This window comes from Rudanella paleaurantiibacter (assembly GCF_009184635.1).
Taxonomy (GTDB): domain Bacteria; phylum Bacteroidota; class Bacteroidia; order Cytophagales; family Spirosomataceae; genus Rudanella; species Rudanella paleaurantiibacter.
In genome coordinates, this window is sequence record NZ_WELI01000003.1 from 455,941 (window position 1) to 478,076 (window position 22,136).

20 protein-coding genes are annotated in these 22,136 nt (G+C 53.7%); 10 read left to right on the plus strand and 10 right to left on the minus strand.

Features of this window, described 5'->3' with window-relative positions; all coding sequences use genetic code 11:
* Positions 1 to 91: 91 nt before the first annotated feature.
* Entirely contained in the window at positions 92 to 868 is a 777-nt protein-coding gene (locus F5984_RS10580; protein ID WP_152124220.1) for a DUF3223 domain-containing protein, read from the plus strand.
* A 331-nt stretch (positions 869 to 1,199) separates the two neighbouring features.
* Here F5984_RS10580 and guaB read toward each other — a convergent pair whose 3' ends face one another.
* Positions 1,200 to 2,672 (minus strand): IMP dehydrogenase, encoded by a 1,473-nt coding sequence (gene guaB / locus F5984_RS10585; protein WP_152124221.1) that lies wholly within the window; start codon positions 2,670 to 2,672, stop codon positions 1,200 to 1,202.
* 311 nt (positions 2,673 to 2,983) lie between these two features.
* On the opposite strand from guaB, the gene F5984_RS10590 reads away from it, so the two are divergent.
* A complete protein-coding gene (locus F5984_RS10590; RefSeq protein ID WP_152124222.1) occupies positions 2,984 to 3,418 on the plus strand; it encodes a hypothetical protein in 435 nt (144 codons plus the stop codon).
* A gap of 194 nt (positions 3,419 to 3,612) precedes the next feature.
* Here the strand turns inward: F5984_RS10590 and F5984_RS10595 are convergent, their stop codons facing one another.
* Positions 3,613 to 4,035, minus strand: a complete 423-nt coding sequence (locus tag F5984_RS10595; RefSeq protein ID WP_152124223.1) for a DUF2141 domain-containing protein — start codon at positions 4,033 to 4,035, stop codon at positions 3,613 to 3,615.
* A 245-nt stretch (positions 4,036 to 4,280) separates the two neighbouring features.
* Here F5984_RS10595 and recJ point away from each other — a divergent pair, with 245 nt between their 5' ends.
* The 3 genes from recJ to F5984_RS10610 are packed head-to-tail and all read left to right on the plus strand — an operon-like array spanning position 4,281 to position 7,423.
* On the plus strand, positions 4,281 to 6,104 hold the full coding sequence (recJ, locus tag F5984_RS10600) for a single-stranded-DNA-specific exonuclease RecJ (RefSeq protein ID WP_185155480.1): 1,824 nt from the start codon (positions 4,281 to 4,283) through the stop codon (positions 6,102 to 6,104).
* Positions 6,105 to 6,122: 18 nt separating this feature from the next.
* A complete protein-coding gene (lptB, locus tag F5984_RS10605) occupies positions 6,123 to 6,854 on the plus strand; it encodes an LPS export ABC transporter ATP-binding protein (RefSeq protein ID WP_019990337.1) in 732 nt (243 codons plus the stop codon).
* Positions 6,851 to 7,423 carry an NUDIX hydrolase gene (locus tag F5984_RS10610; protein ID WP_152124224.1) on the plus strand — a complete coding sequence of 191 codons (573 nt, stop codon included), beginning with the start codon at positions 6,851 to 6,853 and terminating at the stop codon, positions 7,421 to 7,423. Before lptB ends, F5984_RS10610 begins: the two co-directional genes overlap by 4 nt.
* Positions 7,424 to 7,489: 66 nt before the next feature.
* Here the strand turns inward: F5984_RS10610 and F5984_RS10615 are convergent, their stop codons facing one another.
* Positions 7,490 to 8,332, minus strand: coding sequence for an ion transporter (locus F5984_RS10615; protein ID WP_246168906.1), 843 nt, complete (start codon positions 8,330 to 8,332; stop codon positions 7,490 to 7,492).
* A 108-nt stretch (positions 8,333 to 8,440) separates the two neighbouring features.
* Positions 8,441 to 9,796, minus strand: a complete 1,356-nt coding sequence (locus F5984_RS10620; RefSeq protein WP_152124225.1) for an NAD-dependent succinate-semialdehyde dehydrogenase — start codon at positions 9,794 to 9,796, stop codon at positions 8,441 to 8,443.
* Between the two features lie 209 nt (positions 9,797 to 10,005).
* Between F5984_RS10620 and F5984_RS10625 the strand changes: the two genes are divergently transcribed.
* Entirely contained in the window at positions 10,006 to 10,632 is a 627-nt protein-coding gene (locus F5984_RS10625) for a hypothetical protein (RefSeq protein WP_152124226.1), read from the plus strand.
* Positions 10,633 to 11,028: 396 nt separating this feature from the next.
* On the opposite strand, the gene F5984_RS10630 is transcribed toward F5984_RS10625, so the two are convergent.
* From F5984_RS10630 to F5984_RS10645, 4 genes are all read right to left on the minus strand, one after another.
* Entirely contained in the window at positions 11,029 to 12,210 is a 1,182-nt protein-coding gene (locus F5984_RS10630; RefSeq protein ID WP_152124227.1) for a glutathionylspermidine synthase family protein, read from the minus strand.
* A gap of 51 nt (positions 12,211 to 12,261) precedes the next feature.
* The gene (locus F5984_RS10635; RefSeq protein WP_019990331.1) at positions 12,262 to 12,894 is read right to left on the minus strand and encodes a hypothetical protein; all 633 of its coding nucleotides are present in this window, start codon (positions 12,892 to 12,894) and stop codon (positions 12,262 to 12,264) included.
* Positions 12,895 to 13,085: 191 nt separating this feature from the next.
* On the minus strand, positions 13,086 to 13,484 hold the full coding sequence (locus tag F5984_RS10640) for a LytR/AlgR family response regulator transcription factor (RefSeq protein WP_152124228.1): 399 nt from the start codon (positions 13,482 to 13,484) through the stop codon (positions 13,086 to 13,088).
* A gap of 279 nt (positions 13,485 to 13,763) precedes the next feature.
* Positions 13,764 to 14,519: an outer membrane beta-barrel protein gene (locus F5984_RS10645; RefSeq protein WP_152124229.1), complete on the minus strand. Its 756-nt coding sequence runs from the start codon at positions 14,517 to 14,519 to the stop codon at positions 13,764 to 13,766.
* 153 nt (positions 14,520 to 14,672) lie between these two features.
* Between F5984_RS10645 and F5984_RS10650 the strand changes: the two genes are divergently transcribed.
* Positions 14,673 to 15,782: a hypothetical protein gene (locus F5984_RS10650; RefSeq protein ID WP_152124230.1), complete on the plus strand. Its 1,110-nt coding sequence runs from the start codon at positions 14,673 to 14,675 to the stop codon at positions 15,780 to 15,782.
* An 88-nt stretch (positions 15,783 to 15,870) separates the two neighbouring features.
* Here the strand turns inward: F5984_RS10650 and F5984_RS10655 are convergent, their stop codons facing one another.
* Positions 15,871 to 16,977, minus strand: a complete 1,107-nt coding sequence (locus tag F5984_RS10655; RefSeq protein WP_152124231.1) for a Gfo/Idh/MocA family protein — start codon at positions 16,975 to 16,977, stop codon at positions 15,871 to 15,873.
* 173 nt (positions 16,978 to 17,150) lie between these two features.
* Here F5984_RS10655 and F5984_RS10660 point away from each other — a divergent pair, with 173 nt between their 5' ends.
* From F5984_RS10660 to F5984_RS10670, 3 genes are read left to right on the plus strand one after another with little or no spacing between them, the layout of a single operon-like run.
* Positions 17,151 to 17,762 carry a hypothetical protein gene (locus F5984_RS10660; RefSeq protein WP_152124232.1) on the plus strand — a complete coding sequence of 204 codons (612 nt, stop codon included), beginning with the start codon at positions 17,151 to 17,153 and terminating at the stop codon, positions 17,760 to 17,762.
* A gap of 17 nt (positions 17,763 to 17,779) precedes the next feature.
* Positions 17,780 to 18,070 carry a DUF2752 domain-containing protein gene (locus F5984_RS10665; protein ID WP_152124233.1) on the plus strand — a complete coding sequence of 97 codons (291 nt, stop codon included), beginning with the start codon at positions 17,780 to 17,782 and terminating at the stop codon, positions 18,068 to 18,070.
* Complete coding sequence (locus F5984_RS10670; protein ID WP_152124234.1) at positions 18,067 to 18,435, plus strand: TM2 domain-containing protein; 369 nt, start codon at positions 18,067 to 18,069, stop codon at positions 18,433 to 18,435. The genes F5984_RS10665 and F5984_RS10670 overlap by 4 nt, the downstream gene beginning before the upstream one ends.
* Before the next feature lie 44 nt (positions 18,436 to 18,479).
* Here the strand turns inward: F5984_RS10670 and F5984_RS10675 are convergent, their stop codons facing one another.
* Complete coding sequence (locus F5984_RS10675; protein ID WP_152124235.1) at positions 18,480 to 21,932, minus strand: pyruvate carboxylase; 3,453 nt, start codon at positions 21,930 to 21,932, stop codon at positions 18,480 to 18,482.
* Positions 21,933 to 22,136 lie beyond the last annotated feature (204 nt).

The following is a 22,136-nucleotide window of genomic DNA, read 5'->3' on the forward strand; positions in this document are numbered from 1 at the left end:
TTCAGGGTTCTGGGCTACAAGGCGAACGCCTGAGTTAGGAAAATCAGACTTGTCAGGAAGAGGCCACTACTGGCAAAGTGAATAGTAAGGAATGGCAAGACCGCTCAAAATAGGACAAAACGAGTTTAAGTTCAAGAAGGACGCACTTGCTTACTATAAAGCAATTTTGAACTCCTATAACTTCGGTGAGTCATTGAGCGATTCTGATTTTGAAGCGATTGTTGACTTACTCGAATACGACTATTTGAACTCTCTGGCAATGGATGAAGAGACTGAGCAGGAAAGTGAGGATGCAGAAGAAGCGGTCGAAAACAACTCAGATAAGGGCGAAGGGGGTTTCTACATAAAAGATATTCAAGTAGCGCGTGTTCAGTTTAACACCAAATGCTTTGAGGTGTTCTATACTGATGATACAAGTCAATATATTTCGTACCTGATGTTGATTAACAGTAAAAGGTATGAGCCCGAAAAGTTGTTTTACATAGCTTGCAGAAACTCGGTTCACGCTGATATTCGTGCTGTGAAACAAGTATATTTTGATACCCACTCTGTCAAAGGCCAAGTAAAGTGCCAAGAAACGGGAATTTTATCAAAATGGACTGAATTAGCTGTTGACCATCGGCAACCACATACCTTTTCGATGATTGTCGACCGCTTTAAAGAGGTAAACAACTTTGATTTTGATGTAATTGAATACAGCTCAAGCCCAGACAACCAGCTTATATTCAAGGACGAAAAATTAACCCAAAGTTTCAGAGAATACCACAGAGCCAAAGCAAACCTGCGGATAGTCAGAAAGGAGTGCAATTCAAGTAGAACGGGATTGGCAAGGGTAAAAAAGACAGCGAAAGATTTGACAATAAAATAAGACTTGTAAAGGCAGCTTTCTGTCGACAGGAAGCACGTCCCGTTATCGGGTCAACAGCCCAACAATGACAAGTGTGTTAAGGTTGGGAATCGTTCATGTTCAGTTAGCTACTCGCTCATCATCAACACCTACGATTAAAGTGCCGAATGTTGAAGCCATAAAACGAAACGGGTTTTTCGGACTATCCGAAAAACCCGTTTCGTTTCTACACGTATTGAGCGATAAGAAAACCACTGCCAGCAACGTCCGCTGTGGGGTCTTCGACCACTGGCAGTGGTTAAACAGGGACAGCACAAACGAGAACAATCTAATCACTCAATACATCTACCGACTACCGCGATGAGTAATTCGGTGCTTCTTTCGAAATCAGAATATCGTGCGGATGGCTTTCTTTCACCCCAGCCGTTGTGATTTTCACAAACCGGGCCTCCTGCAAAGCCGGAATACTTGCGGCTCCGCAGTACCCCATACCGGCTTTCAGACCGCCCACCATCTGGTAAATAATTTCGGACAGGCGACCTTTGTAGGGTACGCGGCCTACAATACCTTCGGGCACCAGTTTCTTCACATCGTCTTCGGCATCCTGGAAATACCGGTCTTTCGAGCCTTCTTCCATAGCCTCTACCGAGCCCATGCCCCGGTAGCTTTTGAACCGGCGACCTTCGTAAATCACCACTTCGCCGGGAGCCTCTTCGGTACCTGCCAGCAGTGAACCAATCATAACCGTGCTGGCTCCGCCCGCAATGGCCTTGGTAATATCGCCCGAGAACCGGATACCACCATCGGCAATAACCGGAACCCCTGTGTCTTTCAACGCTTTGGCAGCCTCATACACGGCCGTCAGCTGCGGCATACCAATACCGGCAATAATTCGGGTGGTACAGATACTCCCTGGCCCTACCCCCACTTTTACGGCATCGGCACCCGCATCGGCAAGGGCTTTGGCTCCGTCGCCCGTGGCTACGTTACCGGCAATGACGTCGAGTTTGGGGAAGTTTTGCTTAATATTCCGAACCGCATCGATCACACCTTTTGAGTGACCGTGAGCGGTATCAACGCTAATCACGTCGACCCCAGCTTTCACCAGAGCCTCAATCCGTTTCATCAGATCGGGGGTAACCCCCACTGCGGCTCCAACGCGCAGGCGGCCCCATTCGTCTTTACAGGCATTGGGGTGACTCTTACGCTTCAGAATGTCTTTGTAGGTAATCAGCCCAACGAGTTTGTATTCAGCGTTTACGATGGGCAGTTTCTCGATCCGGTATTCCTGAAGGATATTCTCCGCTTCTTCGAGCGTGATGCCTTCGCGGGCCGTAATCAGGTTCTCCTTCGTCATGACGTCGGTAGCGGGGCGGCTCATGTCGCGCTGGAAACGCAGGTCGCGGTTGGTCAGAATCCCAACGAGTACATTCTGCTCATCGACTACCGGAATACCCCCGATTTTGAACTCCCGCATGTACCGATGGGCGTCGGCAAGAGTAGCTCCGTGCGACAGCGTCACCGGGTCAATGATCATCCCACTTTCGGAGCGTTTCACCTTCCGAACCTGCTCGGCCTGAGCCTCGATACTCATGTTCTTGTGGATGATGCCGATCCCACCTTCCTGCGCCATCGCAATAGCCGTTTCCGACTCGGTAACGGTATCCATAGCAGCCGATACCAGAGGAATGTTAAGCCGGATGTTGCGGGTAAGCTGCGTTTCGGTTTGGGTGTCGCGGGGGAGCACTTCCGAGTAGGCAGGCAGCAGCAGTACGTCGTCGTAGGTGAGAGCCTCGTAGAGAAACTTGGCGGAGTCTAAGCTCATGGCAAATAGCAGAGATTGTTATTTGCCGGTCAAAGGTACGAATTTCTTTGTCTACTTGTCTATTCCGACCTGTCTAAATTGTTTTTACCCTCTTCCAAAGCATCGGGGAAAGAGGTTTTATTCCTTGTACCCAATACACTGAATAGCATATCTACTCATGTATAAAATACTCCATTTATATTTTATTTAGGACTATTCAATAAATATTTAACACTATATATACGCATAAAATAAATTTTTATCATATTTATGGAGAAAATTCACTATCAATCTCTCCCATCAGTCCAACATTCTTTTCCATCAGTACGCCTATGAGACAAGCGATTACCCGGGATCAACTTTTTGAGGGTGCTGTAGTCCTTTACGACGGTCAGGAACGTTACACCGCAATTGTTCAATCAGTAGGCAAAGAACAGGTATGCCTACTCGACATTTATGGTTTCTGCGAAGAAAGGTCGACCTACAGCGAATTAAGACCCTGTGCTATCAGCCACTACACGCTTTGCCGACTGGGCTTTCGTGAGACGGAGCCGCTGAGCACCTGCTACACGATGGTGTTACAAACGGGCCGGAGACCTGTTTCGTTATACCGGAAAGATCGGGTATGGGTCTTGCAGATCGAAGCCAACGTTGTGTACGTTGAAAGCCTGCACCAGCTCCAACTGGTTATCTGGTCGCTCACGGGCGTCATGCTCAAACCAATGCCGGCACAGCCTGAACTGGAAGACGACCTGATTAACTACTAAGTAGCCCCCTCAAGCGGCTCTTTCCCTGAACATACCAACGGGGAAAGAGCCGTTTTTTTGACTCCTCACCCATCAGCTTTGTCTCTAACTAACTGCAGGACACCGCTCATCAAGGTACCCCTATCAGATACTTCCACTAAGCGTTTATTTGGCCAATAGCCTTCTGCAAGGGCCTTTTCGCAAGGCATAAGCTGTTATTCGATTCGAATAGAAATAGCCTTGCCGCCCGAGCCAACCACAATTTTGCAATCCGTAAATTTTGGAGCCGAGAGCGTCGGCCGGAAATTATTACTAAAGCCATACGGTTCTTTAGGTATTCCGAACATACGCTTGTCAAGGGTGCCGTTGGCGTTTACATCGTGGTAAACAGCCACCGCGTATTCGCCGGGTTCAACGTCAAATTCTTTTTGAATCATCCCATTCTTAGCCTCAATAATGGCGGTATCATCGGGCTTACATTCAGGGAATTTGGCACACGATTTCATCAGCGCAATCCGGATGGTTCCTTTCTTGGTCTGAACATTCTGGACGGTGACGGTGAGGGTTGCTTTTTCCGAAGCGGGGGCCGGAACAACGAAGGAGGGCGCGAGGGCCAGGAGGTGCATCAGAAAGCGCATTGACTATAATTTTTTGTAAAAACGCTGTTATCTTGCCATAAAGTACACGAACATAAGTGAATGAACAATGTAAAATGCATATTGAACAATTGGATTACCTGTTGACGGTCAGCTCTTTCATTGTACATTCTACACTGTTCATTATACATTTAATTCTGCTCCACGAACATAAGCAACCCGGTTGAGTAAGTTACCCCTTGGTCCGCTCGTTGTTCTGTTTGCTAACTGCTCATTGAGAATTAATTATGAAGCCCCGTCGATGGATCACCAAGCCGTTTCCCGATGCACCCGCACAGCGAGCGGCTATTGAGACTCTGACGCACGAGTTAAAGGTCAGCCCGTTTCTGGCGAGCTTGCTCGTACAGCGCGGGGTGTCGGGCTATGAAGAAGCCCGCGTTTTTTTCCGACCCGAAATTGGCCACCTGCACGACCCGTTTGCCATGCGCGACATGGACCGGGCTATCACCCGGCTCACGATGGCGATGGTGCGCCAGGAAAAAATTCTGGTTTACGGGGATTACGACGTCGACGGAACCACCTCGGTAGCCCTGTTTTACGGGTTCATGAAGACCCTGCACCCCCATCTCGACTACTACATCCCCGACCGCTACGCCGAGGGGTATGGTATTTCACAGGCCGGGGTTAGGTGGGCTGCCGACAATGGCTTTACCCTCATCGTCGCCCTCGACTGCGGCATCAAATCGATAGACTGCGTTGCCGAAGCCAAAGCCCTGGGGGTCGACTTTATCATCTGCGACCATCACCGCCCCGGCACCGAAATACCCGACGCGGCCGCCGTACTCGACCCCAAACGCGTCGACTGCGCGTACCCGTACAAAGAGTTGACCGGCTGCGGAGTTGGTTTCAAGCTGTTGCAGGCGCTGTGTATATTCAACGGTATTCCGCTCGAACAACTCTACCCGTTTCTGGACCTGGTGGTGGTGAGCATTGCTTCGGACATTGTGCCTATCACGGGCGAAAACCGGGTGCTGGCTTACTACGGCCTCCGGTGCCTCAACGAACAGGCCCGGCCGGGGTTGCGGGCGCTAATCAAAGTGGCCAACGCCAAAAAAGACGAGTCGGGCAACTTGATTACCGACAGCCGGGCCACGCCGTCGACGCGGCAGCTCGACATCAACGACCTGGTATTTAAGGTGGGGCCGCGCATCAACGCAGCCGGGCGCATCAAACACGCCAAGGAAGCCGTGCGGCTGCTGTTGGCCGACGATGATACCGAAGCCGACCGCTTTGCGCTGGAGATCAACACGCACAACGTAAACCGGCAGAAGTTCGACTCAGGCACCACCCAGCAGGCATTGGCCATGATCGAGGCCGACGAATGGTTAAAAAATGCTAAATCAACGGTTTTGTTCGACGCATCGTGGCACAAAGGCGTTATTGGTATTGTGGCCTCGCGCTGTATCGAACACTATTACCGCCCTACGGTTATTCTGACGCAGTCGAACGAGAAAGTGGCTGGGTCGGCGCGGTCGGTGCCGGGGTTCGATGTGTACGAGGCCATTGAAGAGTGTGCCGACCTGCTCGAACAGTTTGGCGGGCATACCTTTGCGGCTGGCCTGACGTTGAAACCCGAAAACGTATCCGCTTTCCGGCAGAAATTCGAGACGGTGGTATCGGGCCGAATTCAGGAGGAAATGCTCACCCCACTGATTGAAATTGACATGCCGCTCGACTTCGATCAGATTGACGGGAAGTTTGTCCGAATTTTGAAACAGATGGGGCCGTTTGGGCCGCACAACCTACAACCGGTCTTTTGTACCGAACAGGTGTACCTCTGTGGACCGGTTCAGACCATGCAGCAAAAGCACCTGAAGTTTTGGGTACGGCAGGCCAACTCGGCGTATAAGTTTCAGGCCATCGGGTTCAACATGGCTCCGCAGTGGGCCGACCGGCTGTACCACGATGAGCCCCTGTCGATTTGCTACCAGATTGAAGAAAACCATTTCAACGGTCAGGTATCTATCCAGCTGGTACTGAAAGACATTCGGTGCGTTGACCCTACCCCGCCAACGCTTGACTCTACCCAGCAGCCCAACGCGGTTGCTTGATCGATTATTCAGGATTTAATGATTCTCAGAACAGAAAACCTCATCAAGAAATACGGCTCCCGGCTGGTCAACAACAACGTGTCGTACCAGGTGGCGCAGGGCGAGATTGTCGGGCTGCTTGGCCCCAATGGCGCGGGTAAAACCACGTCGTTTTACATGGCTGTGGGCCTTATCAAACCCAATAGCGGCAAGGTGTACATCGACGATACCGACGTGACCGACCTGCCCATGTACAAGCGGGCCCGGCTTGGGTTAGGGTATCTGGCGCAGGAGGCTTCGGTTTTTCGCGATCTGACGGTGGAAGAAAATATTCTGGCCGTACTCGAAATGACCAAGCTCTCAAAGGCCGAACAACGCGACAAAGTAGAGGATCTGCTCGAAGAATTCAGCCTCAAGCACGTCCGCAAAAACCTCGGCAAAGTACTGTCGGGAGGGGAGCGCCGACGCACTGAAATTGCCCGCGCCCTGGCCGTTGATCCTAAGTTTATCCTCCTCGATGAGCCCTTTGCGGGCGTCGACCCGATTGCGGTAGAGGATATTCAAAGCATTGTAGCCAAGCTGAAACACCGCAACATCGGGATTCTGATTACCGACCACAACGTAAACGAAACCCTCTCGATCACCGACCGGGCGTACCTGCTTTTCGAAGGTAAAATTCTGAAACAGGGTACCGCCGAGGACCTCGCGAGCGACGAGCAGGTTCGGCGGTTGTATTTGGGTCAGCACTTCGAACTGAAACGCAAGATATGACAGACGAGCCCCAGCCCTGGCAGGTCGAATCGTCGGAGTACATTCACCGGCTGCCGTGGTTTACCGTTCGGAAAGAAGCGGTTCGGATGGCCAATGGCGGCTACATTCCCGATTATTTTGTACTGGAATACCCCAACTGGATCAACGTAGTAGCCGTTACAACCGAGGGAAAGCTGGTGCTTATCCGTCAGTACCGGCACGGTTTTGGGGCTGTTCATTACGAATTATGCGCAGGGGTTGTAGAATCATACGACGGCGCAACCGGGCCCGAAGCGGCCCTAATCACGGCCCAACGCGAACTGCTGGAAGAAACGGGTTATGGCGGGGGCGAGTGGAAACTGCTGATGACCCTTTCGGCCAACCCCGGCACGCACTCAAACCTGACGTACGCGTACCTGGCTACGGGTGTTACGCTCATGCAGGCGCAGGAACTTGAAGCCACCGAAGAAATCAGCGTGCATCTGGTGTCGCCAGCCGAAGCCCTCGCCCTGATCGACAACGGCCAGATGATTCAGGCACTACACCTCGCCCCCTTACTCCGGTATCTGGGTCAATACGGGGGTGAGTAGTTTCGGGTTTATGGGGTTTCGTTTCGGGAAAACTATAAACCGGCGTATGGGCAGCCTGAAACAATTTCAGATCTCCTTACCGCAATGTGGGCAGTAATTACGAGCCCCTTTCTGAAGCCGCAGGTGTTCGAGAAACCCTGATGTAAGAATACCCGTTGGCAGGGCAAACAGCATAATACCCATCATGGCTGCAATGCCGGCCAGTAGCTTGCCCAAAGGGGTAATAGGGTGAATATCACCATACCCAACCGTAGCCATCGCGTTTACCCCCCACCACATGGTTGCCGGTATGCTCGAAAACGTTCTCGGCTGCACTGGGTGCTCCACGTAGTACATGATGCTCGAAACAATGATGAGCATAAACAGAATAAACATTACACTAAGCACCAGTTCTTCTTTCCGGTCAGCTACCACTCGCTGAATGAGCCGGACCGCGTGCGAATACCGACTGATACGGAACAGCCGGAAAATACGGAAGATCCGCAGAATCCGAACAATGGCCAGATCGGTCGCAAACAGACTGAAATAGAACGGAAAAATAGCCAGCAGGTCAATGATGGCCGACATGGAAACCATGTACCGCAGTCGCCCCCAGACCGGGTTTCTGTATTTCTCGTTTTCGACCGATACCCAAACGCGCAACAGGTATTCCACCGTAAAAAACATCACCGAGAAAAACTCGAAGTCGCGGAATAGAACGGCGTGTTTACGATTGATCGACTCAACCGTATGCAGCACGATAGCCACTGCATTGAGCGTGATAATGGTAACCAGCACCACGTTGAAAACCAGACTCATTCCCCTTTTTTTACCGGTCGACGTTTCCAGCACCCGGTACATAGTCAGCCGCAGACGCGTGCGCCGGGGCTGATGAGGGGTTGACGAAGCCGAGCGGGGGGCATTAACCATGACAACGTAAAACGGGGGTGAGTGGGTAAAAATACACATTTCTATCCACCCGGTAAACGCCCCTCAGTCTACGGCTTACTCGATGATGGCCCCGCAAGCCAGTTACTGTTACGCCACGTACAGCGTTTTTACCGTACAAAACTCCCGAATACCCGGTCCAGCCAGTTCGCGACCGTAGCCCGATTTCTTCACGCCCCCGATGGGTAGTCGCGAGTCGGACCGGACCACCGCATTCACAAACACGCTACCCACCCGCAGCCGCCGGGCCAGTTGCTCGGCCCGGTCGAGGTCGGCGGTCCAGATGGCGGCACTCAGTCCGTACCGCGATGCATTGGCCAACCGCACGGCTTCGTCGGCATCGGCAACGGTCGTGATAGCCGCCAGAGGCCCGAAGGTTTCTTCCTGAAACACCACGTTATCGGGCCGCACGTTACCGAGGAGCGTTGGCTGCATCTGCGTACCGTTGCGTTGGCCACCTACAAGCAATTCGGCACCTTGCGCCAGAGCCTGCTGTAGCTGTTTTTCGAGCCCCTCGGCCAAATCGAGCCGGGCAATGGGGCCCATCTGTACGGCGGGGTCGAAGGGATCGCCCTGCCGAATGCCCCGGATCAGCTCGGCAACCCGCTGGTTGAAAGCCTGAGCAACAGTCTCCTCAACCAGCCACCGTTTGGCGGCAATGCACACCTGACCGGCATTGCTCATACGCGACGTTACGGCTGCTTGCGCGGCTTTATCCAGATCAGCGTCGGCCAGCACGATCAAGGGGTCACTGCCGCCTAATTCAAGTACACATTTTTTGATGCTCGCACCCGCCAAGGCCGCTACCGAAGCCCCGGCCCGCTCGCTACCGGTGAGGGTAATCATGCCTACGCGGTCGTCTTCGATCACGGCTTTCAGGGCGGGTACATCGGCAACCAGACAGGCAAACACACCTTCAGGGAAGCCCGCGTCCCGAAACGCCGTTTCAATGGCGAATCCGCAGCCGAGGGTGTTGGGGGCCGGTTTGAGCAGGGTCACGTTACCCGCCATCAGAGCCGGCACGGCGTACCGGAATACCTGCCAAAACGGAAAATTCCAGGGCATTATGGCCAGCACCACACCCACCGGCTCGTACCGGTAGCCGCTCTGCCGGGCCTCGGTCGGGATAGATTCGGGGTGTAGCAGGGCCTCGGCATTTTCGGCGTAATAGTCGCACTGACCGGCGCATTTCTCAATCTCGGCCCGTGACTCAGCCATGATCTTGCCCATTTCGGCAGTCATTAGCTGCGCCAGTTCCTCCTGACGGTCACGCAACAGTCGCCCCAAACGCCGAAAACAAGCCGCCCGAATAGCAAACGGCCCTTCCGACCAATGGGCAAACTGGGCGTCGGCCTGCCCGAGCAATTGATCAATTTCGGCTTTGGTATGCGCTGGGTACTCGGCCAATACTTGGCCGGTATAGGGATTTATGGTTTGAAACTGCATGGTTTTTTCGGGAAATGGGGTCGCAACGCGGGTGGCCCTTTATGGATAAGACCCCGTTTGCGTAATTTGTTCGCCGGTTTGAGCCTGTTCATTCGCTCAATTACCTAGAGGTTCGCTATTAAACCAACACAATTGCGGATTGTCTGAGGTTAAAGAACCGGTGGACGGCTATCACTGGGTCGATCCACAATTTAACTCATTTAAGACTTATGAAACGATTCCTGCTGTTTTCACTGGCTCTGTTGCCCCTTCTTTTGACGCGCTGTGGGGTAAGCCGCCAACTGACCGAAGCCAAAGCGCTGGGCGATTGCCGATACGCTATTCGGTCGGCCGATAGCATTACCCTGGCTGGTTACGACATCCGTCAGTTTCGGAACATGAAGGATATGAGCGATTTCAACCCGGTTAAGTATCCGCGCATTGCCGCCGGTTTGCTCACCCGCAACGTTCCGCTCGACGCCCGTATTAATCTGGGCATTACCAACCCCACCAACCGCAATGCGGCTATCAACCAATTGGAATATCGCATTTTACTGGCAGGTCAGGAGCTGTTCAACGGGTTCATTAACCAGCGCGTGGCCGTACCGGCGGGTGGTGGGCAAACCGTGGTGCCTATTCGGATCAACGCCAACGCATTTCAGTTGCTTACCGATGCCAAAACCCGCGATGCTTTTGCGCAGTTTGTGAGCAATCTGGCGGGCTCCGACGATACCAAAGCATCTCGCGTGACAATTAAAATCAAACCGACGCTCGACCTCGGTAACAAAGCGGTCAACTATCCCGGCTACATTACCATCGAGCAAGACGTGACCAACAAAATCCTGTTTGGTCAATAAAACTGGCCATTAGATGTTGGACACTAGACGTTAGACTTCTCTACAGGATGGTAGTAGGTCTAACGTCTGGTATCTGAAGTCTGAATGTCCTGTACTGAGAAACCGACAATACCAGCTTAAGTATTTGGACAGAATTAAATGTAAAATGAATAGTGCAAAATGAACAATGAGATGACTGATTATCAACAGGTAACACAATTGTTCATTATACATTTTACATTGTCCATTCACTTAGTTATTGCCCTGAAAATCAAAAAGTCGCCCGGTCAAATCTGGCCGGGCGACTCGCGTTCTGAGCTATGATAACAATCTTGCCTTACGAAACCTCTCTCGATTGTCAGTAGTAGGATTCCCGGCTGGAGGAAAGGGTTGGAACGGGCGCGTTATTTTTTTTCACTACCCCACCATGTGCCCAACAAACTGAGCACCGTTGTCCAGAATAAGCCCTCCGCGCCGGAAGCCCAACCCACAGGGTTCGCCTGCATAAAACACACCGGCCTGATAGGTATGGCCAGCCGCGTCGGTCGGGAAAGTCACGTATTGCTGATACACTTTGGGGTAATCGCCATACTCACCGTCGGCGGCCTGCCGAACCTGCCCGCCCGGCTCCAGAATGCGCACATTGGCGCCTTCACGCCCAAAAATCACTTTCTCCACACTCGGCACATCAGCGAAGGGCCGGGTTTCGGTGCGGAGCAATAACGGGTGATTTGGGTACAGCTCCCACAATACTTTCAGGATGTACTTCGACTGAAACAGCAAGGTGTAAGCCGGGTTGAGCACCAGTGTGCGCCGGTTGCGTACAGCTTGCGTGAGCAATGCGCACAAATCCGGTTCATCTTCGGCCATCACTTCCCAGGGCACCAGCTTAAACCAGTAGTCGTACCGGATAAACCGCCCGCTGAACGGGTCTTGCCGGAAAATGCCTTCGGTCGCTGAGAAATCGACGGTATCAATGTAGGCAATAGCCGTATCGAAGCCAGCCTCGCGGGCGGCCTCGGCAATCAACGCCACGTTGGCATCGTCTTCGGGAATACCATTACCGTCGATATCGCGGGTGGTCGACAGCAACAGCGACGGGTCGAGGTCAGGGTTTTGCTCGCGCAGATACCGGAACTGCCCCACCAGTGTTTCGTACACGGCATTGAACTGCCGCGACTCGTCGAGGTCGTTGGCCCGCAAATGCGCATACTGTACCACGGCCGTCTCGGGCAGGCAGGTTGCCGTATCGGCATTGAACTCAATCAGCTTCACGCCCCGGTCGGTCATGGCCAGGTCGAACCGACCGTAGAGGTGAATCTGCCGGTCATCGTCCCACGACTGCCGAATCAGCTCAACGAGGTTGGCCGGAATTCCGAGTTCAGAAAATCGGTCGCGGTCAATCACGTGTTGCGCGGCCGCCACGTACATCTCGAATAATTCGGCGGCTGCTTCGTGATAGGCTTCCACATCGGCTTCCGAAACAGTCACCACTTCGTTGGTGAGGTACGGTACAGTATCGGTGCCCAGCATCCAGTCCCAACCAATGTTGCGGAGCTGTTTATCGGGGCTAACGGGTAGTGTTTTAAGTTGAATCATTGACAATGGTGAAGAAAACGTGAAAAGCGGACCAACATCGGCCCGTATTGGTTAAGACGAGAAACCGCCACTACGGCCCCGGCTAAAAAAGCCACCCCGGCTCCCGCTTGGTCGGCTGGTGACCACCCGCGAGCGGCTCACCTCACGGCCAATATCGCTCGACCGGGCGTACACACTTGGGTTTGTATAAACCCCCTGGCTATACCGGCGGTCGCGGTCAAAATTGGGTCCACTGCCCATAAACTGCCGCCCAATCATGTAGCCGAGGCCACCCCACAGCAGGGCATTAGCCAATCCGCTGCCGTGATTGTAGCCCGATGGATTATTGAAATACTGGCTGGTAGAGGGGTCGTTGCGTACGAGCGCCTGAGCCGCGGCCACGCTGAGCGTATCGCGGTGCCCGTCGAAATAGCTCACGATAGCCCCCGCACGCTCGGGGCCCACCTGTTGCTCGTCGGTGATTTTAAAATTGCCGGGGGCTGTCTCGGTAATGTACGACAGCACTCCTTTTTTATACGTCTCGGTCTGGGTATCGGCCTGCCCGGAGTCAGCGTACCCATCGTCGTTACTGCCTCCGCAGCTCTGGAGTAACACCGACCCGTTGAGCAGGGCTACGGTGAGGGTTGTTCCGAGCGTGATATCTTTTACACGCCGAATAAGGGCTTGTTTTCGTGTCGGTGTCATGGCCGTTGTCGTAAGGGTCCTAACTATGGTACTAAACTACGGCAACGAACATGGGGTTCAAACCGATTCCCGACAAACGTCACCGGAACCGGACAAACGGTCGAATTTGAGGGTGCTTTATACCAAAACCGGTTGACCCGCAGGCCAATGGATGGCTGCAGGTCAACCGGCCCGGCTGTTTGGAACTACACTTACGCGTGCAGTTGCCCCCGGTACTCGTTCATAAACTCGGTTAGTCGTCGGCGGGCAATCGGAAGCCGAATCCCCCCTACCAGCACCACCTCGTTGTCGGGTCGGTGTACCATCTTGATATACTGCCAGTTGAACATATACTTCCGATGCGGCCGGGCAAACGACCCAGCGGGCAAGCGGTCGGACAGCGACTTGAGTGTAATGGCCACGAGTAGTTGTGAACCGTCGCGGAAGTGCAACAGGGTGTAATTACTCGTGCCTTCGAGCATCAGGATGGCCGAGAGCGGCACCCACCGGCGGCCTTTTGGGAAGGGGAGTTCTAACCCGGCAGGGGCTTGTTGACGCGAACGAGCCGAGAGGCCTAACTGAGCAATTTTTTGCAGCAAAGAGGGGTTCATAAAGGGGTTGTTGTTTACTGTGCGGTTAACTATCGCATCAAAACTACCACCCTCTTTATGAACCCCCAGTGCCCTTTTGGACGTACCGGCTAAATGGACCGATGAATCGTTACTTTCGATTTACAGACTGTAAACCCCTTTCGAGCCGTGTAGGACACGTTTCTTTTTTGACCGCCTAGCGGCCCGGAGGATTACTCTTGTCTATCCTGTAATCCTGATGGAAAAACTTTTCTGGCAAACCTGTTATAAAAAACTTGCCCCCCTTTCGAGTCGAGTGCCTTAAAATACCCGGCTCCGGTTCCCAAACAGAACAGTAAGACCTGCCGATACACTTACGACACTAATGGGCTTTACGCTGGTCATGAGGCTTGTCTGCCCACGGCCGAGGCCCGTGCTGGTTACGGTTTTCATATCAGAAAACGTGAAATCAGCGCGGCTGTAGTCGGTATTAAATTGAAGAGCGGTGCTCCGACCGAGCCGGTACCGCAACGTAAGCCCCCCGTTGTAGGAGCGGGCCGTTGAGCGAACCTCACTGGTTTCAATCGCCATCGGAATATCCATAAACCGACCCTTTAAACTGGTGCTGGGGCAAATACCCGAGGCCTGCCCCAGGGTGGCCCGCGCCTGAATGGTCCAGCGCCCCATTGGGATGTTCACGTACGGCCCGGCCGTGAGCGAGGTAATCGCCCAGAAACCAGCGTTGGCGGTCCAGGTATCACCATTAATGCGGTACACCCCGTCGAGCAGGGCCTCTTCGTGCACCCGGTTGCGAAAAATCTCATACCGAACCATCAGACCAACAGGGCCTGCCACCCGGTAACCAGCCGAAATACTCGCCATAGTTCCCTGCTTGGCCAGGCCGGCCTCTTCATCGCGGGTCGAGCAAAGCCCGAACTTCCCCGTGGGCAGGCTCACTCCGCTGCTGACCGAAAAAAATCCGTTTTTGGGCTGGTGCTGTAAAATAAAGCTCTTCTGGGCGTGTACCGAAAGGCTTACCAGCCACAGGAGCAAGATACTTCCGTAAAGTCGTTTCATGGAATAAGACATTGGTTGAACGAGCCTATTGTTGAGCTATGAAGCCTCAGAGCAAAATCAATGCCATCCCATACAAGACCGGCTAAAACCTTTGTCGGCAGGTAGGGTTTATAGAAAACAGAGTACGCAATTCACTCAACCAACTCAACTGTTATGGCAGACTCATCAGCCCTTTCCGATGGCGCTCAGCAGGCCAATATGGTCTCCAACGAAAACGCCGAAACCATGTTCGGAGCCGATCAGGCCGAAACCAACATGGTCAAATTAGTAGACGGTAAACTCACCCCCATCGGCGATACCAACGATGATGTGATGGACGAGCAGCTCCGCAACCGCTACAGCAGCGACGAAGAGCGAAGCTTACAGGGCTACGACCAGAAAACCTACGAAAATTCGGATGCCGCCCTGCGCACGGGCAATACCATCGACCCCGATCAGATGCCCGATAACCCGCACGCGGAGGCCGAAATAACCGGCAACCCAGACGCAGGCGCAACGGTGAACACGGGTTTACCCGCCCAGGAAGCCAACACCGCCAGCGGGGCAACCGACAGCACCCCTACCGACCGCGTGCAACCCAATGGGTCGGATATGAACAATACGGCTACGAGCAGCTTTGGCGTGTTTGCCGACATGGTGCCGCCCTCGCCCTCGACGCCCGACCCCAACAATCCGGTTCCGGCAGGCCCCGACACACCCACCCCGCCGATGTCGCCCGACCCGGCTCCGGAAATCACCCCGTTGCCCGGCCAGCCGCAACCGCATCAGCCCGAAATTCAGGAACCTACGGAGCCCGACCGGTCGCATCAGATTGGTTTTCAGCAACGTTCGACTCACGTAACAGGCTGGCCCGCTGCGAGTGAGCTGTCGTACACAGCCACGATCGAGCCCCGACCAGCCGATCAGCTCCCCTTGTCGACCGACGATCTGGAGCCCGGCGAAGCCATGCCCGGAAATCAGTACGACGGGATGGAGGCCGGCCCCGATGCCGTCTCGGCCGACGAAGGTATGGACCGCCATCCTACAACCGGCGATTCCACGCATCCGTATGATGTGAAGGGTGAAGAAGATTCGTCGTACCAACCGGGCGAACGGCCACAGGAAACAGCTCAGATGATGAGTCAGCCGCGCGAAAGTATGGACGAGAGTAGCGTAAAAGCCCAGGAAGCCGCCCACGGCGACCGGTCGGACCATAAATCGACCGAGGGTCTCGACCGGAAATATAATGATCTGGATGCCGCCCGCGACCGGACGGCGTATTAAATAGAGGAGAAGGGAAAAGGGAGTAAGGGAAAAGACGGCTGATTGGCTTCTTTCTCCCTTACTCCCTTCTCCTTTTTCCTCTATTCCTTTATTTCAAATTGATTGTTCGGCCGGTTTCGGCTGCGCGGTAAATTGCCTGAAGCAACCGAACGTCGCGTTTGCCTTCTTCGCCGGTGATATGGTCGGGCAGGGGTTTGCCGTCCAGCAACGTCTTAGAGACACCATCCATGTGGGCCGCCTGATGGTTTACTACGGGCATTTCGATAGGTCCTTTGCTGGTACGCCCTTTGAGCGGACCGTACCCAAAAGCAGGCGACAACTCAAACCACCCTTTCTCGCAGGATGCGTATAGGCGTTCTACCCCGGCCGTGTAGCTGGTTGTTGAGTTGCTCATGGCCCCACTTGGGAACCGGAACTGCCACGACATGGTCTCTTCTACTTCTTTGAATTTCTGTGGCTCCGTTTTAGCCGAGAACTGCGCTGTTACCGAGATTGGCTCTTCGCCAGTTACGTAACGGGCTCCCTGAACCGCGTAAATCCCCACATCCATCAACGGGCCACCACCCGCCATAGCTTTTTTCATCCGCCACTGACTCGGGTCGCCAATACGGAAGCCGTCGCTACTTTCTATAAACTTAACGGCCCCGAACACTTTTTGCTGCCCCAGCCGCATCACCTCCTGCGTAAATGGCTCATAATGCAGCCGGTATCCAACCGCCAATTGCTTGTTGGCCTTCCGGCAGGCATTGATCATCTGGTCGCACTCGGCCTCGGTGATGGCCAGGGGCTTTTCGCAGATTACGTGCTTACCCGCCTGGGCCGCCCGCACCACAAATTCGGTGTGCATGGAGTTGGGCAACACCACATAAACAATGTCAATGTCGGGGTTATCGGCAATTCGATCGAAGTTTTTATAGTCGTAGACGTTCGCTTTCGGGATGTTGTACTTAGCCATCCACTCATCGGCTTTGGCCGGGGTGCCTGTCACAATACCCGCCAGTCGACAGTGCTGTGTTTGTTGCAGAGCGGGGGCCAGCAGATTTTTGCTGTAATAACCCAGCCCGACCAGCGCGATACCCAGTTTGCGGGTTTGCAGAGGCTGTCCCAGGGCATCGGTAAGCGCGGGCAACGTGAGCGCAGCCCCGCCAACGGTCGACAGAAAGTGCCGTCGCGATTGAAAACCAAAATTATTCATGATCGATTTGAAAGCGTTTCGTATCAGAAAGCAGTACCTACGGATGCTTTACCTACTCAAATCGGAACCCGGCGTTGCCCCGCCCACTCCATTTTTTGTTGTTCGATAAGATTACCGCTCTGAAGTTCGTTGTACTTTCGATTTTCGAGCGTTTACTATCGCGTTCCTGCTCTATGAGAAACCCCTTTTTGCTGCTGAGTAGCCTGTTTATTCTCGTTTGTTTTACGGCCTGTCAACGGCCCTACGCCCTTGTTCAACGTACCCCAGCCCCCCGATTCACGTCGCCGATGGCCCAGCCCAGGCCCGACACCCTAACGCTCAGCCGCACAGACGTTGCCACTACAACGGAGCCCCTGACCGAGTTTGCCGAAGAAAACCAGCCCGTGACCGAGCCCGACCCAGCTTCGTTACTGGCCAGTGTTGCTCCGTCCGTTACCATACCGGCCGAACAACGAGTGGCCAACCGGCTGAAGCGAGTCGAGCGGCTAATAAGCGAGTCGGGCCAAACGGTCTCTGAGCAACCCCGGCCCCGCCCTAAATCCAAAAGCCAGTTGCGACTGGGCAACCGAATCCGGGAATCGCTGGGGTTACCCCTCCGCGAAGAACTCAACTGGTGGCAACGCATCGACTGGAAACTCAAAGCCTCCGTGTTTGTGATTCTGGTGGCCATTGTGTTTGCCATCCTGAATCTGGGTCAACTAGCCCTCTTGTTTGGTCTTATCGGCGCGGTGTTGCTGGTACTGGGCCTGAAACGCGCCTTCAAAAAGCGCCGACCCTGGTTATAAGCTAACCTGAAGCCCTCATGACTCGCTTTGGTCGTTATATCGAACTGTTTGTTTGGGTGGCCGGTCTGTTATGGCTGGCCTTTACCGAGGTCGAGTCGGCGCATTACTCCGTCTGCGTATTTCGGGCGGCTGGGTTCGAGCATTGCCCCGGTTGCGGGTTGGGGCATGGCGTGAGTCACTTGTTGCATGGCCGTTTAGCCGAATCCTGGGCCAGTCATCCGCTCGCCATTCCGGCTCTCCTGATTTTGTTGAATCGTATGTGGCAACTCGTCAAATTTGACTCAACAAACAAACACCAAATACAATGAACTCCGCGAACCCGAATCCGTTGCTGTACTTACCCGACATGCAACCCGAAGAATTGAACTATATCCAGAGTATCACCCGCGACCTGACCCCTCAGCAACTGGAGCAGTTTGTGTACCTGTACCGTACCAAACGCAAAGACAATCAGACGATTCTGATTGTGGCTCTGGCCGGATTTGCCGGGTTTGCGGGTATTCACCGCCTGATTCTGGGTCAGATCGGGATGGGTATTTTGTACTTTCTCACGCTCGGTTTCTGTGGCATTGGTACCATTGTCGACCTGTTGAACAGTCGTTCGATGACCAACGAATATAACCAGCGACAAGCCTTTGAAAGCCTTCGAATGGTGCAGATGAGCTTCCGCTAAACAAACAAAAAATCCCCGGCCTCACAGCCGGGGATTTTTTATGGTTATGCTAATTCCAGCACCCAATCGTCCTGCTCCACGGTTGTATTTTCTTTCAACACAACCTGCTTCACCGTACCCGCGCTGGAGGCCGATACAATACTCTCCATCTTCATGGCCTCGATTACAAACAGGGGCTGATTCTTCTTCACCACGTCGCCGGGTTTCACCAGAATCCGTGTCAGGCGGCCCTGCAACGGAGCTCCCACATCGCCGGGCTTGCTCACCTTGGCATTCTGCGCTTTATCAACCTTCAACGATTTGTCGCGCACTTTTACCTGACGGCTTTGACCATTCAGCTCAAATGTGATGGTCCGCATACCCAACTCGTCGGGCTCTGATTTGAACAGCAATCGAACCAGAATATTCTTACCCTCGCCAATCTGAATCAGAATTTCCTCGTTTTCTTTCAGGCCGTAGAGGAAAGCGGGGGTCGGAATGATACTCACATCGCCGTACTCCTGACGAGCCTTGTAATACTCGTCGTACACCTTCGGGTACATTTGGTACGAGAGGTAGTCTGTGAAGCCTTCGTTGCGGGGGTATTTCTGCCCAAACGCGTCAAAGTCAGTATCAAAATTGATGGGGGCCAGATGCTCATTCGGGCGACCCGTCAGCGGCTCCTCCCCTTTCAGAACGGCCTTCTGAATATCTTCGGGGAAACCACCGGGCGCTTGCCCCAGCAACCCTTTCATCAACTCCTTCACCGATTCGGGGAATGCCAGCGACTCACCCCGTTCCAGTACATCTTTGGCGGTCAGGTTATTGGCCGTCATGAAAATTGCCATATCGCCTACTACTTTCGACGAAGGCGTCACCTTCACAATATCGCCAAACAACTGATTCACCACCACGTAGTTCTTCTTCAGCACCTCAAACTTATCGCCCAGCCCCGTAGCAATGGCCTGCGGTTTCAGGTTAGAGTACTGACCACCGGGAATCTCGTTTTCGTACACCTCTGCATTACCGGCCTTCATGCCTGATTCAAACGGATAGTAGTACTCGCGCACATCCTCCCAATAGTTGGAATAGGCATTGAGCGAACCCAGATTGATGGGGCATTCGCGCTCATGGCCCTGCATCATGGCCACCACCGAGTTAAAGTTCGGCTGCGAGGTCAGGCCCGAAAGTGCCCCTAAAGCACAGTCGACCACGTCGACGCCCGCGTCGATGGCGGTCAGGTAGGTAGCCGCCTGAATACCCGCCGTGTCGTGAGTGTGCAGGTGAACCGGAATACTGACTGCCTTTTTCAGTTCGCTCACCAGCACCTGCGCGGCCAACGGCTTGAGCAAACCCGCCATATCCTTGATACACAGAATATGCGCGCCTTCGTCTTCGAGCTGACGGGCCAGGTCCAGGTAGTACTGAAGATTATACTTATGACTTCGATCGGGGTTGAGCATATCCCCGGTATAGCAAATGGCGGCTTCGGCCAGGGCGTTGGTACGCTCGCGAACCGCGCGAATACTCACCTTCATGGCTTCCACCCAGTTGAGCGAGTCGAAAATCCGGAATACGTCGATACCCGTTTCCCATGATTTCTCCACGAACTTCTCAATCAGGTTGTCGGGGTAAGCCGAGTAACCCACAGCGTTGGAGCCCCGGAACAGCATTTGGAGCAGCATATTCGGCATGGCCTCGCGGAAGGCTTCGAGCCGCTTCCAGGGGTTCTCGTGCAGGAATCGCATGGTCACGTCGAACGTAGCCCCACCCCACACTTCCATCGAGAATAGCTCCGGGTGGTTTTTAGCGAACCCTTCGGCCACTTTCAGCATATCCTGCGTCCGTACGCGGGTAGCCAGCAACGATTGGTGGCCGTCGCGGAAGGTCGTATCGGTGTAGAGGACAGGCTTTTGTTCTTTGAGCCAATTCACAAACCCTTCCCGACCCAGTTCATTTAACCGGTCGCGGTTGCCTTTTGGGTACGCCCCGTATTGGTCATACACCGGCACAATCGGCGTACGGAATACTTTTGTTTTATCGACTTTTTTAACCTCCGGATTTCCGTTGACAATCACCTCGGCCAGGTATTTCAAAGCCCGCGTAGAGCGGTCGCCGGGAATACGCAGGTTAAACAGTTCGGGATGGCTTTCAATGAACGACACCCGTGCTTCGCCCCGCTGGAAAATCGGGTGGGCAATCACGTTCTGCAAAAACGGAATGTTCGTTTTCACGCCCCGGATTCGGAATTCCATCAACGCCCGCTGCAAGCGCTGTACGGCCCCTTTGAGCGTCCGGCCCCGCGAGGAGACCTTCACAATCATGGAGTCGAAATAGGGAGAGATTTTTACGCCGGGGTAGCTGCTGCCTTCGTCCAGACGGATACCGAAGCCAGCCGCGTTGCGGTAGGCGATAATGGTTCCGAAATCGGGTTTAAAGCCATTAGCGGGGTCTTCGGTCGTGATGCGGCACTGAATAGCGTAGCCGTTGAGGGGTACTTCGTCCTGATGGTTGATGTAGATCCCGTTGTCCGACAACTTGTAGCCCATCGCGACGAGCAACTGCGTCCTGACGAGGTCGATACCCGTTACTTCTTCGGTAATAGTGTGCTCCACCTGAATCCGGGGGTTCACCTCGATGAAGTAGATATTCTCGTGCTTATCGACCAGGAACTCGACCGTTCCAGCATTGGAGTAGTTGACAGCCCGACCAATTTTGAGCGCGTATTCGTACAGCTTGTTGCGGGTTTCCTGCCGCAAGCCAAACGAAGGGGCCATTTCAACCACCTTCTGAAAGCGCCGTTGTACCGAGCAATCACGCTCGTAGAGGTGAATCAGGCTACCGTGCGTATCGCCCAGCAGCTGTACTTCAATGTGTTTGGGGTCTTCAATGAATTTTTCGAGGAAGATCGTGTCATCGCCAAAGGCGTTCCGGGCTTCGTTTTTAGCTTCGGTAAAGGCTTTTTCGAAGTCTTCCTCGTTACGCACCACGCGCATTCCGCGCCCGCCCCCACCGGCAGCCGCCTTCACCATAATCGGGAAGCCAATTCGCAGGGCCTCCTCCATAGCCCGCTCCGGCGACATGTTTTCCTCGCGCGAATCGGGAATCAGAGGCACATCGGCGGAGGTAGCCAGGTTCTTGGCCCGCACCTTGTCGCCAAGAGCTTCCATCGCTTCGGGCGATGGGCCTACGAATACGATACCCTCCTCGCGGCACCGCCGGGCGAGCGTTACGTTTTCGGACAGGAAGCCATAGCCGGGGTGAATGGCCTCAATTTTTTTATGTTTCGCCAGCGCTATGATCCCCTCTACGTCCAGGTAGGGTTTGAGGGGGTCTTCATCACGACCAATCTGATACGCTTCATCGGCTTTATACCGATGGAGCGAGTAGCGGTCTTCGTAGGTGTACACCGCAACAGTGGTAATTCCCAACTCGGTAGCGGCCCGCATGATGCGGATGGCGATTTCGCCCCGGTTGGCAACAAGCAGGCGGTTAATCGGGCGGATGTAATCCTTCATAGCGCAGGAGTGAAAACGTATAAAGAGGGAAAGAGCGCGCAGGTTGACGAACAAAGAGAGGTGAGTTTTTTTATCACTCTTTCACTCATTCGGCCTCTAGCTCTTTATTTTTCCAAACAGATGGCAAGTTTGTTGAAAATTTGCAAAAAATATCATCCAACAAAAGAATCTTTGGAAAAGGAAATATTTTCAGGAAAAAGTTCA